Here is a 13,341-nt window from a genome sequence, read left to right on the forward strand (position 1 = left end):
ACTATTTGGGGCTCGCTGAGTTCAGCGAGCCCCAAATAGTTAGGCGAGCGCTGGGTGGGCCGGCGGCGTCCGGACAAACCCAACGAGCAGCTCGCCCAGTTCCGCATCGGCGCCGTCACCGGCTGACGCCTTGGCGCAGTAGGCAGACTGGACGGATGAGCAGCTCACGCAGCCTGGCCGTCCGCGCGAACGCCCCGGTCCGACCCGCGTCCGCCGGCATCGTGATCGGCGTCGCGGTCGCGGTGATGTGGCTGGTCGAGTTCGTCGACCAGCTCACCCGCGGCTCACTGGACGCGCTGGGCATCCACTCCTGGGATCTCGCCTCGCTGCCGTCGGTGTTCCTGGCGCCGTGGCTGCACGCCGGCTGGCCGCATCTGATCGCCAACACGCTGCCGTTCGCCGTGTTCGGCTTCCTGGTGCTGCTCGGCGGTGCACTGCGCGCGGTGTTCGCCACGCTCTGGTCGGTGGTGGTCAGCGGCCTGTTCGCCTGGCTGCTCAGCCCGCCCAACACGGTCACCATCGGCGCCAGCGGGCTGATCTTCGGCTGGCTCACCTATCTGCTGACCCGCGGCATCTTCGCCCGCAACGGCAAACAGATCCTGCTGGCGGTGCTGATCTTCGCGGTCTACGGCGGGATTCTGTGGGGCGTGCTGCCCAGCCAGGCGGGCGTTTCCTGGCAGGCCCATCTGGGCGGTGCGATCGGCGGCGTGCTGGCCGCCTGGTTCCCGCATCGCCGCAATGCCCGCACTCACGGCTGACTCACAGGTTCAAGGCCTTGGCTGAGGCTTCGGCACCGGTATTGTTGACACGTCAACAGTCCTGATCGCCACCCGCCCGACCGAGGAGCTGACCGTGTACGACGTCTTCGGCTTACCCCTGCATCCCCTGGTCGTGCACGCGGTAGTGGTGTTGCTGCCGCTCTCCGCGCTCGGCCTGATCGCCTGCGTGCTGTTCGGACGGCTGCGTACCCGCTACGCAGGGCTGACCCTGCTCGGCCTGATCGCCGGCACCGCGGCGTCCTTCGTCGCGGTCGCCTCCGGACGGGCGCTCGCCGACCAGGTCGGGACGCCGGCGGCGCACATGGCGCTCGGCGTCTGGCTGCCCTGGGTGGCCACCGCGACGCTGGTGCTGGGGGCGGCCTGGTACCTGCTGCAGCGCGGCAAGGAAAGCCCGCCGCCGCTCGCCCGCGTCCTGGGCTGGGTGTCCGCGGTGGCCGCGGCCGGCTCGATCGGACTCACCGTCGCGGTGGGCCACAGCGGCGCCACCGCGGTCTGGAGCGGCACCACCGCGGTCACTGCGCCCACCACGTCCGCGGTCACACCGTCCGCCTCGGCCAGCAGTTCGGCGTCCGCCTCAAGGTCTCCCTCGGCGAGCGGGACGGCGTCCGCGAAGCAGAGCTACACCCTCGACGAGGTGAAGAAGCACAACTCTGCCGGCGACTGCTGGGCCGCGATCAACGGCGGGGTGTACGACCTCACCGGCTGGGTCAGCCAGCACCCCGGCGGTTCCGAGCGGATCATCGCCCTGTGCGGCACGGACGCCAGCGCGGCTTTCAACACCCAGCACGGCGGCCAGACCCGGCCGGAAAGCACCCTGACCCAGTTCTACCTCGGCGAGTTGGCCGGCTGATCCCGGCTCGGTACCGCTGGGAGGACGGGCAGGGCCTACTTCTTGGACGTCTCACCGGTGGACAGCGCGGCCACGAAGGCCCCTTGCGGCACCTCGACCCGGCCGACCATCTTCATCCGCTTCTTGCCTTCCTTCTGCTTCTCCAGCAGCTTGCGCTTACGGGTGATGTCACCGCCGTAGCACTTGGCCAGCACGTCCTTGCGCATCGCCCGGACGGTCTCCCGGGCGATCACCCGCGAACCGATGGCGGCCTGGATCGGCACCTCGAACTGCTGCCGCGGGATGAGTTCCTTCAGCTTCTTCGACATCGCCACCCCGTAGGCGTAGGCGGCGTCGGTGTGCACGATCGCGCTGAACGCGTCCACCGGGTCGCCGTGCAGCAGGATGTCCACCTTGACCAGCTTGGCGATCTGCTCACCGGCCTCGTCGTAGTCCAGCGAGGCGTAGCCCTTCGTCCGTGATTTCAGCGCGTCGAAGAAGTCGAAGACGATCTCGGCCAGCGGCAGCTGGTAGCGGATCTCGACCCGGTCCTCGCTCAGGTAGTCCATCCCGGTCTGGATGCCGCGGCGCGCCTGGCACAGTTCCAGGATCGTCCCGATGAACTCGGTCGGGGTCAGGATGGTGGCCTTCACCACCGGTTCCCACACCTCCGCGACCTTGCCGTCTGGGTATTCGGACGGGTTGGTCACGGTGTGCTGCGAGCCGTCCTCCATCACCACCCGGTAGACCACGTTCGGCGCGGTGGAGATCAGGTCGAGGTTGAACTCGCGCTCCAGCCGCTCGCGGACGATCTCCATGTGCAGCAGCCCGAGGAAGCCGACCCGGAAGCCGAAGCCCAACGCCCCGGACGTCTCCGGCTCGTAGGTCAACGCGGCGTCGTTGAGCTGCAGCTTGTCCAGCGCCTCGCGCAGCTCGGGGAAGTCGGCGCCGTCGATCGGGTAGAGGCCGGCGTACACCATCGGGTTGGGCTGCCGGTAGCCGCCCAGGTTGGTGGTCGCCGGCCGGGAGACCAGGGTGACGGTGTCGCCCACCCGGGACTGCCGGACATCCTTCACGCCGGTGATCAGGTAGCCGACCTCGCCCACACCGAGGCCCTTGGACGGCAGCGGCTCCGGACTGATCACGCCCAGTTCGAGCACCTCGTGGGTGGCCTTGGTGGACATCATCAGGATCCGGTCGCGATGCGCCAGCGCCCCGTCGACCACCCGGACGTAGGTGACCACACCGCGGTAGGTGTCGTAGACGGAGTCGAAGATCAGCGCCCGCGCGGGGGCGGCGGGGTCGCCGACGGGCGCCGGGATCTGCTCGACGATGGCGTCCAGCAGTTCGGTGACCCCTTCGCCGGTCTTGGCGGAGACCCGGAAGACGTCGTCCGGATCGCAGCCGACCAGGTGGGCGATCTCGGCGGCGAATTTCTCCGGCTGCGCGCTGGGCAGGTCGATCTTGTTCAGCACCGGGATGATGTGCAGGTCGGCGTCCAGCGCCAGGTACAGGTTGGCCAGGGTCTGCGCCTCGATGCCCTGGGCGGCGTCGATCAGCAGGATGGCGCCCTCGCAGGCGGCCAGCGACCGGGACACCTCGTAGGTGAAGTCGACGTGACCAGGGGTGTCGATCATGTTCAGGACGTGGTCGACGCCGTCCACCTGCCACGGCATCCGGACCGCCTGGGACTTGATGGTGATGCCACGCTCGCGCTCGATGTCCATCCGGTCGAGGTACTGGGCACGCATCGACCGGGCGTCGACCACGCCGGTGGACTGCAGCATCCGGTCGGCCAGGGTCGATTTGCCGTGGTCGATGTGCGCGATGATGCAGAAGTTCCGGATGATCTCCGGGGGCGTGGCGCCGGGGCGGGGTCCGCTCATTCACCTGTCCTGTGTCTGGTCCGAAGGGTCACTCTACCGATCCCGGCGGACGCCACCGTCCGCAGGCCAGGCAGGGCCGCTCCATCTCACACCGCTCACGTGGGACGGCGTCCCGGACGAGGCTCGGCGCCCTAGGGTCTGCTGTGTGACGAACGCATTACACCCGAACTTCCGCCCCATGTTCGACATCGTGCTGGCCCGCAACCCGGGCGAGCCGGAGTTCCACCAGGCCGTCTACGAGGTGATGCACAGCCTCGCGCCGCTGGCCGGTGAGCGTCCGGAGTACGCCCAGTGGTCGATCCTGCAGCGGATCTGCGAGCCGGAGCGGCAGATCATCTTCCGCGTCCCGTGGGTGACCGACGACGGCCAGGTGGAGATCAACCGCGGCTTCCGGGTCGAATTCAACTCCGCGCTCGGCCCGTACAAGGGCGGCCTGCGGTTCCACCCGAGCGTGAACCTGTCGATCATCAAATTCCTCGGCTTCGAGCAGACCTTCAAGAACTCGCTGACCGGCATGCCGATCGGCGGCGGCAAGGGCGGCTCCGACTTCGACCCGAAGGGCCGCTCCGAGAACGAGGTGATGCGCTTCTGCCAGTCGTTCATGACCGAGCTGTACCGGCACCTCGGTGAGTACACCGACGTCCCGGCCGGCGACATCGGCGTCGGCGCCCGCGAGATCGGCTACCTGTTCGGCCAGTACAAGCGGATCACCAACCGCTACGAGTCCGGCGTGCTGACCGGCAAGGGCGTCAGCTGGGGCGGTTCGCGGGCCCGCACCGAGGCCACCGGCTACGGCACCGTGCACTTCGCCGACGCCATGCTGCGGCACCGCGGCGAGGACTTCGGCGGCCGCACCGTGGTGGTCTCCGGCTCGGGCAACGTGGCGATCTACGCCGTCGAGAAGGCCCAGGAGTTGGGCGCCACCGTCGTCGCGGTGTCCGACTCGTCCGGCTACGTCGTCGATCGCGAGGGCATCGACCTGGAGGTGCTCAAGGACGTCAAGGAGATCCGCCGCGGACGGATCTCCGACTACGCCGACGCGGTCGGCTCGCGGGCCCAGGTGGTCACCGAGGGCTCCGTCTTCGACGTCCCCTGCGACATCGCACTGCCCTGCGCGACCCAGAACGAGGTGGACGAGGCACAGGCCAAGGCGCTGGTCGGCAACGGCGTCCGGCTGGTCGCCGAGGGCGCCAACATGCCGTGCACCCCGTCCGCGGTGAACCTGCTGCGGCAGGCCGGGGTGTTGTTCGCGCCGGGCAAGGCGTCCAACGCCGGCGGGGTGGCGACCAGCGCGCTGGAGATGCAGCAGAACGCCAGCCGGGACGCCTGGGACTTCGAGACCACCGCGGCGCGGCTGGAGCAGATCATGTACGACATCCACGATCACTGCCTGGCCACCGCCGAGGAGTTCGGCAGCCCCGGCGACTACGTGGTCGGCGCCAACCTGGCCGGCTACATCAAGGTCGCCGACGCCATGGTCGCGATGGGCGTGATCTGAGCAGCCCGGCTCTGAATTGTCGGCGGATCTCGGCACCAACAGCTGTGCCGAGATCCGCCGGCTGATCGGCCTCGCCAGTAGGGTGCAGCCATGACGCGGGCCAGCACGGGCATCCCCGGCCTGGACGACACCATCGACCATCTGCGGATCGGCGACAACGTCGTCTGGCAGGTGGATTCGGTGGCCGACTTCCAGGCCGTCGTGGCCCCGTTCGTGGCCCGGGCAAGGGCGGACGGACGCCGCCTGGTCTATCTGAGCTTCGGTGCCCGGACGCCGCTGCTGGACGATCTGGACAGCGTCGAGGTGCACACCCTCGACCCGAGCGTCGGCTTCGAACGGTTCGCCATCGCCACCCACGAGCTGCTGGCCGAGATCGGCCCGCTCGGCTTCTACGTGGTGGATCCGCTGACCGATCTGCACCGGGCCTGGCACTCCGACCTGATGGTGCTCAACTTCTTCAAGGCCACCTGCCCGTACCTGTTCGAGCTGGACACCATCGCCTACTTTCCGCTGCTGCGGAACCGGCACAGCTACGCCACCGTCGCGGGCATCCGAGAGACCACCCAGGTGCTGCTCGACCTGCACCGGATCGACGACGCGTTGTACGTCCATCCGCTGAAGGTGTGGCAGCGGCACTCCCCCACCATGTTCTTCCCGCACCGCCTCGACGGCGGGCAGGCGCTGTCGATCACCTCGTCCACGGCCACCACCCAGCTGTTCGCCTCGCTGGCTCGCCGGATCGACCCGCCGGACGTCTGGCAGCGGATGGTCGAGGACGCCTGGACCGCCCTGGCCGGCGACGCGGCTGCGCAGGAGACGGCCCGGCAGACCCTGCTCGGCGTGCTGGTCGGCGGCCAGGGCCGGATGGCCGAGTTGAGCCGGCGCCGGTTGCGGCTGGTCGACCTGCTGGCGGTGGCGTCCCGGCTGGTCGGGACGGGCCGGATCGGCGGCAAGGCGCTGGGCGTGCTGCTGGCCCGGGCGATCCTGGAGCAGTCCGGGCCGGAACTGGCTCCCGACCTGGGCGCTGACGGCCTGGCCGGACGCCTGGAGCCGCACGACTCGTTCTTCGTCGGCAGCGACGTGTTCGTCAGCTTCCTGGTCTCCAACGGCTGGTGGCGGGACTGGGCAGCGCACAAGGCGGACGGCGCCGACGGGGCGTCCGCAGCCAGGCTGCACGAGCGGATTCCGGGCGGCGAGTTCCCGCGCGGCGTGCGCGAGGACTTCCTGCAGGTGCTGGAGCACTTCGGGCAGGCGCCGATCATCGTCCGGTCCAGTTCGCTGCTCGAGGACGACTACGGCAACGCCTTCGCCGGCAAGTACGACAGCGTGTTCTGCGCCAACCAGGGCACCCCGCAGCAGCGGCTGGCCGCGTTCGAGGACGCCGTCCGCACCGTCTACGCCAGCGCGGTCGGCCCGCAGGCGTTGCGGTACCGCGCCGACCGCGGGCTGCTCGACCTGGACGAGCAGATGGCGATCCTGGTGCAGCGGGTCTCCGGCGACCTGCACGGCGAGCTGTTCTTCCCGCTGGCCGCCGGGGTGGCGAACTCGTCCAGCCTGTACGTGTGGGACGCCTCGCTGCCCGACGCCGGAATGGCCCGGCTGGTGCTCGGCCTGGGTACCCGGGCGGTGGACCGCACCGGCGGCGACTACGCCCGGATCGTCAGCCTGGCCGATCCGGCGGCCAACCCGGCCCCCGCGGACGAGCTCGGACGCTGGAGCCAGCGCCGGGTCGACGTCCTCGACCTGGCCGCCAACACCACCACAACCCTGCCGCTGGCCCGCATACAGGCCCAGCTGGCCGGCCCGGACTGGTCGCTGCTGGCCAGCCCGGACGCCGCGGCCGCCCGCCGGCTGCGGGAACTGGGTCGAACAGGGCGCGGCGTGCCTGAGGTGATCGACTTCGGACGCCTGCTGCGCGGCACCGACTTCCCGGCGCTGCTGCGGGCGGTGCTGGCCTGCCTGGCCGAGGCCTACGACCATCCGGTGGACATCGAGTTCACCGTGAACCCGGAGCGCGACGGCACCGTGTCGCTGAACCTGGTGCAGTGCCGTCCGTTGCAGACCCGCGGCGTGGGCGGCGCCGTCGGGGTGCCCGCGGTGGCACCGGAGCGTTGCCTGCTGGCCACCAGCGGCAACTTCATGGGCGGCAACGCCCGGTTGCCGATCGACTGGGTGGTGCTGGTCCGGCCGGACGCCTACCTGGCGCTGGGCGAACCCGACCGGTACGCGGTGGCCCGCAGGATCGGGGTGCTGAACCGGGCCCTGGACGGCGCCGCGCTGCTGATCGGACCGGGACGCTGGGGCACCTCCATGCCGTCGCTGGGCGTGCCGACCCATTTCACCGACCTGAACCGGTTCACCGCCCTGGTGGAGACCACCTACGCCGCCGGCGGGTTCCGTCCGGAGCTGTCCTACGGCAGCCACTTCTTCCAGGAGCTGGTGGAGACCGGCATCTGCTACGCGGCCCTGTTCGACGACCGCCCCGGCGTGCTGTTCCGGCCCGAGCTGGTGACGACGCCGCCGAACCGGTACGCCGCATTCTGCCCCGACGCGGCGGACGCGAAGCTGGCCGAGGTCATCCAGGTGGCCCGGACGCCGGGCCTGATGCTGCACGCCGACGTGACCGAGCAACGCCTGCTGGTGCAGTGGCCCGACGACGCCGCCGCCGGCCGGACCGGCGCGCTCGCGGAAGGCCCTGCCTAACTATCTGCGCCCTCCCGCATGTGGGAGGGCGCAGATAGTTAGGCAGGGCCCAGCCGCGTCCGCTTTGCTCAGCGGGAGCGCGCTTTGATAGTGTGAGTGGTCGCGCCCGCCGCGGGCGCATTACCGTGAGCACCCAGTATCGAAGAGGCATGCCCTGTGGCGAACATCAAGTCCCAGATGAAGCGCATCAAGACGAACGAGAAGGCTCGTCAGCGCAACAAGGCCGTGAAGTCTGCGCTGCGCACTCACGTGCGCAAGTTCCGTGAGGCCGCCGACGCCGGCGACGCCGAGAAGGCGCAGACCCTGGCCAAGGCCGCGTGCCGCGCGCTCGACAAGGCGGCGTCCAAGGGCGTCATCCATCGCAACCAGGCCGCCAACCGCAAGTCGGCGATCGCCACCCAGGCCGCCGCTCTCTGAGCTTTTGCCAGGCGCCGCCCGGATGTCCGGGCGGCGCTTCCGCGTCCCCTGAGACACCGCACCGGGGGCTCGCCCGGCATCGATCCATACCTGCCGACGACGGACGCCAACCGCGCCGATCCCAGCGTTCCAAGCCTGGGAGCCCGCGGAGGCTGAGTGAAATTGCATCGAACCTGAGACTGTGATTAAGTTTCTCAGGGAGCTGGGGTCAACGTCCGACCCCGCCCGGGAGCCGCACCGACGCGACGGGGGAACATCGATGCACATCGGACAACGCTTGGCAGTCTCCGGAATCTCAGCCGCCGCGACGCTGGCACTGGGAACCGGCCTGTTCATCACCGCCGCACCGGCCAGTGCCGAATCCGTCGGCGAGCCAGTACCGACCGCGACCGCCACCCCCACCGCAGAGCCAACGCCCGCCCCGACCGCGGAGCCGACGCCCACTCCGACGCCGACCACCCCCGCACCGGAGCCGACGCCCACCCCGGCCCCGCCGAAGGAGAAGGCCAGCGGACCCAAGGCGAAGGTGACCAACTACAGCCGGCTCACCAAGAAGGCCAAGAAGGTCGCCAACAAGGTTCGCGACGACTGGCGCAAGGTGAAGTCGATCGGCGGCTGGCGCGCCGGCAGCAAGTACTCCGGCGATCATCCGGCCGGTCGGGCCATCGACGTGATGATCCCGAGCTGGAAGAAGAACGCCGATCTCGGCTGGTCGATCGCCAAGTACTTCGCCAACAAGAGCAACGCCAAGAAGTACCACATCCACTACGTGATCTTCCGGCAGCAGATCTGGACCGTGCAGACCCCGCGCTGGCGCAAGATGGCGAACCGCGGCGGCGCCACCGCGAACCACTTCGACCACGTGCACATCTCAGTCAAGCGCTGAGTTCACCAGCCCGGGGGACGCGCCAATCTCCCCCGCTGCGAGACCCGTCCGTGCGACAGTCCCCCCGTCGCCGGACGGGTTTCGCCTTTCCGGCCGGAAGCGACCGGGTCGGCGTTCAGGAACGGCTGGACGCCCTGCGGCGGGCCTGGTCGCGACACCCGATCACGCCCAGCACCAGCATCTCCAACGCGAATCCGGGATCGCCGGAGGCGCCCTTGACCTGGGCGTCCGCCCTTGCCGCCAACGGAATCGCGGCCGCAACCGCCGGTGCCGTCCAGCCCCGCGCCTGACGAGCCAGATCCTTCAGCTTCCACGGCGGGACACCGATCCGCCGAGCCAGTTCCGCGTCCCGCAGTCGCTCGTCGCGGGCGCCGAGATACTTGCCGAGGTTGCGCAGTGCGGACGCCACCGCACTGGTCAGCAGCACCGGCGCGACACCGGTCTCCAATGCCCAACGCAGGCTGCCCAACGCCGCCTCCCGGTTGCCGTCGAGGCAATGATCGGCGACCGCGAAACCGCTGATCTCGGCCCGGCCGGCGAAATAGCGGTGCACGTCGGCCTGGGTGATCGTCGCCTCCTCGGTGTCGGCCAGCAGCTGCGCGACAGCCGCGGCCACACTGCGCAGGTCACTGCCGACGGCGCCGACCAGCGCCTCCGCACTCCCGCGGTCGATCCGTCCGCCGTGCCTGCGCACCTCGGCGGAGACGAACTGGGGCAATTCCCAGGCCTTCACCGCCGGGGCGTCGAGCTGGCTGACCTTCGCCTTCCGCAGCCGGTCCAACAGCCCCCTGCCCTTGGCTCCGCCCTCGTGCACCAGGATCAACGCCAGGTCGTCTCCGGGGTCGACGGCGAGAGCGACCAGGTCGTCGGCAAGGTCGGCAGGCAGGTCGGCGAGCTGTTCGATGACCACCACCGTCGCCGCCGAGAACAGCGAGCCGGTGGCCAGCTCGGCGAGCCGTCCCCGATCCAGGCCGGACGCCGCCACCCGGGTGACGGTGGCGTCCGGGCGGGCTGCGGTGGCTTGACGCACCAGGTCCTGCACGGCGCGCTCGGCAAGGAGACTCTCCGGCCCCTGAATCAGGGTCACGGTGGCGAACGGTGCGCTCATGGGCTCAGCATGCCAGCCGCCCACGACATCGGACGTCCGTATCCTGCCGCCGACGCCCGCGACGCCGGGACCCGCAGCGGTGCGGTTCACCGCTGGGTGGTGACCAGCAGCGACTCCCCCGCGCGACTGATCGCGATCGAACCCTGCTGGTCGGTGCGGGCCACCCGCAGCCCGAGCTGCTGCACCGCCCGCTGGGTGCGGACGGCGGGGTGGCCGTAGTCGTTGTCCGCGCCGACGCTGAACACGGCCACCGAGGAGTGCGCCGCCGCCAGGAACTCCGGCAACTGGTGGCCGGAGCCGTGGTGCGGCACCAGCAGCACGTCGGCGGCAAGGTCGGCTCCGGACGCCAGCGCGTTGCGCTGCCCGTCCTCCTGAACGTCGCCGGCCAACAGGACCCGAACGCCTCCCACGGCAGCCAGCAGCACCAGCGAGCCGTCGTTCTCAGCGGCAGACTCGCCCTCGTCCGCGCCCGGCACCGTCGTGGACGGCCGGGTCGCGACCACCTGGACGGCCAGCTCTCCCGCGCTCAGACTGCTGCCGGGCCCGATGGTGTTCAGTCCGATCCCGCTCGCGGCTCGTTCCACCAGGGCCCGCCCGGACGCCGGGCTGCCGGCCGCCGACACCGCGACGGTGCCGGTGTTGCGGCCGTCGACCGCCGCGGTGATTCCGCTGATGTGATCGGCGTGGAAGTGGGTGAGGATCACCAGGGGCACGGTGTCGATGCCGAGCCCGTCGATGCAGCCGCGCAGCTTCGCCGGATCGGGTCCCGCGTCCACCAGTGCGGCCGCCCGCGGACCGACCCGGAGCAGCGTCGCGTCCCCCTGGCCGACATCGCAGAACACCACCGCCCAGTCGGCGGGTGGCCAGCCCGGCGGGCTCGGCGGGCGCAGCAGCGCCACCACCAGCAGCAGCGCGGCCACCGCGGCCGGCCACCGGCTGCGCAACAGCCAGGGCATCACCAGGACCAGGCCGGCACAACCCGCCAGCACCAGGCCGACGCCGACGGCCGTGGCGGGCCAGACCACCGCGGCGGCGGGAAACAGCTCCCCCAGCCTGGCGATCCAGCACAGCCCCTGCGCGCACCAGCCGGCACCGGTGGCGAAAGCGGCGGCCACGGGCAGCAGCGGAACGGCGATCGCGGCCGCCAGGAATCCCAGCACCGTCGCCGGTCCGACCAGCGGCCCGGCGACCAGGTTCGCCGCCAGCCCGACCAGGCTGATCTGCCCCGACAACAGGGTGACCAGTGGTTGGGTGGCCAGCTGGGCGGCCAGCGGCGTGGCCAGTCCTTCGGCCAGCGCCCGCGGCATCCGGGACGCCAGGGCGTCGGTCCATGGCCGCGACCAGGCCACGATGCCGCCGCTGGCCAGCACCGACAGCGCGAACCCGGCCGAACGGGCCATCGTCGGATCGACGAAGACGATCACCACCACCGCCACGCACAGCGCCCGCACCGCCTGACCACCGCTGCCTCCGGCGCCCAGGGCCACCAGCCCGACCAATCCCATGGCCGCGGCCCGCACCACGCTCGGCTCGGCATGGCACAGCAGCACGAACCCGGCCACCCCCAGCCCGAGCAGGCCACGCAGCCACCAGCCGGTCACGCCGCACGATCGGGCGATGGTTCCCAGGAAGGCCAGCAGAAGGGTCAGGTTCGCACCTGAAACCGCGGTCAGATGGGTCAGCCCGGTGACCTTGAACCGGTCGACGAGATCGGTGGGCATGCCGGCGGTGTCGCCGACCACCAAAGCCGGGACCAACGCCCGCGGCTCCGGGTCGAGATGGCCGGCGCTGGCTCGCAGGCCGGCCCGGACCCGCTCGATGGCGCCGTCCAGCGGCCCCGGCCCGGCCACCGCAACCGGCGGCTCCCGGGCACGCACCAGGACGGCGACGCTCTCTCCCGGGTCCGCGGCAGCCAGCCGGACGGTTGCCCGGACCCGGGTGCCGGGCGCGACCTGGGACCAGCCGGCCATCGCGTCCCCGCTGGCGCTCACCCGCACCATGGCCGCGCTGAGCAATCGTTCGCCGCGCGCGTCCATCTGCTCGAGCCGGGCGGCGCTCGACCACCAGGCCGGCCGGACGCCCTGGCGCTCGGCACTGCGCGGCGTACCGACCACGGTGAGTTCCGCGACCCCTACGGCCTGCTGCCGAGCCAGCTCGGCGAGCGGATCGTGCGCCCGCCACCACCACCGCGCCCACCCGGCGGCGAGGCAGCCCACCAGCACCAGACCGACCGCGCCCAGCACCCACGAGCGCCGCTGCCGGGCGGCCAGGGCCACTCCGCCGGCGGTCAGGGCCAGATAGCCGAGCCAGGCCGGCTCGTCCGCCGTCGCGACCCACATGCCCAGCCAGGCGGCGACGGCCAGCGGCACCAACCGCAGGTCGGGCCGCGCCGATGCGAAACGGTCAGACTCGGGCATGGGGTGCGATCTCGGCGTAGCTCTTCGGCCCGATGCCGTCGACCTCCTGCAGTTCGGACACGGCCCGGAACCGGCCATGCGCCGCGCGCCAGGCCAGGATCTTCTGGGCCGTCACCGGCCCGACCCCGGGCAGGGCGTCCAGCTGTTCGGCGGTGGCGGTGTTGAGGTCCACCTTCGCCGCGGCGGACGGGGCACCGGCCGCACCCGATCCGGAGCTCAGCCGGCTGCCGGTGCGCCCGATCACCAGCTGGGTGCCGTCGGCGACCGGAGCGGCCAGGTTCAGGTCGCCCGGTTTGGCCCGGGCGGTCAGCCCGCCGGCTGCCGCCAGCGCGTCCTGCACCCGGGCACCGTCCGGCAGGGTGACCACGCCGGGCCGGCGAACCTCACCGAGCACGTGGACCAGCAGCCGAACCGACGGTGTCGGCGCCGGTGCCGCCGAACCGGTACTGACCTGCACCGAGGGCGCCGCGGCGGCCGCCGCGACCGGCGTGGTGCGCGCCTGCAGCATGCTGTAGCCGCCCCACAGCACCCCGGTGAGCACGATGATGCCGACCACCACCAGGTGCTCCCGGACGAACTGCCGCGCCCGGGACATCATCGCCGTGCTCAGCCGGGCCGCGCGGGTCGCCGGCCGGGGTGGATCGTCGCTCTCCCCGCCGGGATCGTCGGCGGGTGCGGAAGCGGGCCTTTCCGCCGCGGGCTCGGGGTCGAGGACGCGACGCGCCGGGATCTCGGCCAGCAGCCCGTCCAGGCGCCGGCGCACGATCTCGGAGAGATCGTCGGCATTGCGGTTTCGGCTCTCCATGCCTTCAGCATGT

At 71.2% G+C, this 13,341-nt stretch carries 10 protein-coding genes; 6 read left to right on the plus strand and 4 right to left on the minus strand.

Annotated features, from left to right (window positions below):
- Positions 1–224 precede the first annotated feature (224 nt).
- Both QM582_RS06285 and QM582_RS06290 read left to right on the plus strand, forming a co-directional pair.
- Positions 225–758 carry a rhomboid family intramembrane serine protease gene (locus QM582_RS06285; protein ID WP_415082779.1) on the plus strand — a complete coding sequence of 178 codons (534 nt, stop codon included), beginning with the start codon at positions 225–227 and terminating at the stop codon, positions 756–758.
- 94 nt (positions 759–852) lie between these two features.
- Positions 853–1,629 (plus strand): cytochrome b5 domain-containing protein, encoded by a 777-nt coding sequence (locus QM582_RS06290; RefSeq protein WP_415082739.1) that lies wholly within the window; start codon positions 853–855, stop codon positions 1,627–1,629.
- Positions 1,630–1,664: 35 nt separating this feature from the next.
- Here QM582_RS06290 and lepA read toward each other — a convergent pair whose 3' ends face one another.
- A complete protein-coding gene (lepA, locus tag QM582_RS06295) occupies positions 1,665–3,494 on the minus strand; it encodes a translation elongation factor 4 (protein WP_415082741.1) in 1,830 nt (609 codons plus the stop codon).
- A gap of 178 nt (positions 3,495–3,672) precedes the next feature.
- Between lepA and gdhA the strand changes: the two genes are divergently transcribed.
- The 4 genes from gdhA to QM582_RS06315 all read left to right on the plus strand — a co-directional run bounded on the left by gdhA (position 3,673) and on the right by QM582_RS06315 (position 8,998).
- Complete coding sequence (gene gdhA, locus QM582_RS06300; RefSeq protein ID WP_415082781.1) at positions 3,673–4,992, plus strand: NADP-specific glutamate dehydrogenase; 1,320 nt, start codon at positions 3,673–3,675, stop codon at positions 4,990–4,992.
- A 90-nt stretch (positions 4,993–5,082) separates the two neighbouring features.
- Positions 5,083–7,695: a PEP/pyruvate-binding domain-containing protein gene (locus QM582_RS06305; RefSeq protein WP_415082743.1), complete on the plus strand. Its 2,613-nt coding sequence runs from the start codon at positions 5,083–5,085 to the stop codon at positions 7,693–7,695.
- A 156-nt stretch (positions 7,696–7,851) separates the two neighbouring features.
- On the plus strand, positions 7,852–8,112 hold the full coding sequence (rpsT, locus tag QM582_RS06310) for a 30S ribosomal protein S20 (protein ID WP_415082745.1): 261 nt from the start codon (positions 7,852–7,854) through the stop codon (positions 8,110–8,112).
- 277 nt (positions 8,113–8,389) lie between these two features.
- The gene (locus QM582_RS06315) at positions 8,390–8,998 is read left to right on the plus strand and encodes a hypothetical protein (RefSeq protein WP_415082747.1); all 609 of its coding nucleotides are present in this window, start codon (positions 8,390–8,392) and stop codon (positions 8,996–8,998) included.
- Positions 8,999–9,113: 115 nt separating this feature from the next.
- Here QM582_RS06315 and holA read toward each other — a convergent pair whose 3' ends face one another.
- The 3 genes from holA to QM582_RS06330 all read right to left on the minus strand — a co-directional run bounded on the left by holA (position 9,114) and on the right by QM582_RS06330 (position 13,328).
- Positions 9,114–10,106, minus strand: a complete 993-nt coding sequence (holA, locus tag QM582_RS06320; RefSeq protein ID WP_415082749.1) for a DNA polymerase III subunit delta — start codon at positions 10,104–10,106, stop codon at positions 9,114–9,116.
- An 86-nt stretch (positions 10,107–10,192) separates the two neighbouring features.
- Positions 10,193–12,523, minus strand: coding sequence for a ComEC/Rec2 family competence protein (locus QM582_RS06325; RefSeq protein ID WP_415082751.1), 2,331 nt, complete (start codon positions 12,521–12,523; stop codon positions 10,193–10,195).
- Positions 12,510–13,328: a helix-hairpin-helix domain-containing protein gene (locus tag QM582_RS06330; RefSeq protein WP_415082753.1), complete on the minus strand. Its 819-nt coding sequence runs from the start codon at positions 13,326–13,328 to the stop codon at positions 12,510–12,512. The genes QM582_RS06325 and QM582_RS06330 overlap by 14 nt, the downstream gene beginning before the upstream one ends.
- Between the last annotated feature and the right edge of the window lie 13 nt (positions 13,329–13,341).

The organism is Micropruina sp. (assembly GCF_047607385.1).
Lineage (GTDB): Bacteria > Actinomycetota > Actinomycetes > Propionibacteriales > Propionibacteriaceae > Micropruina.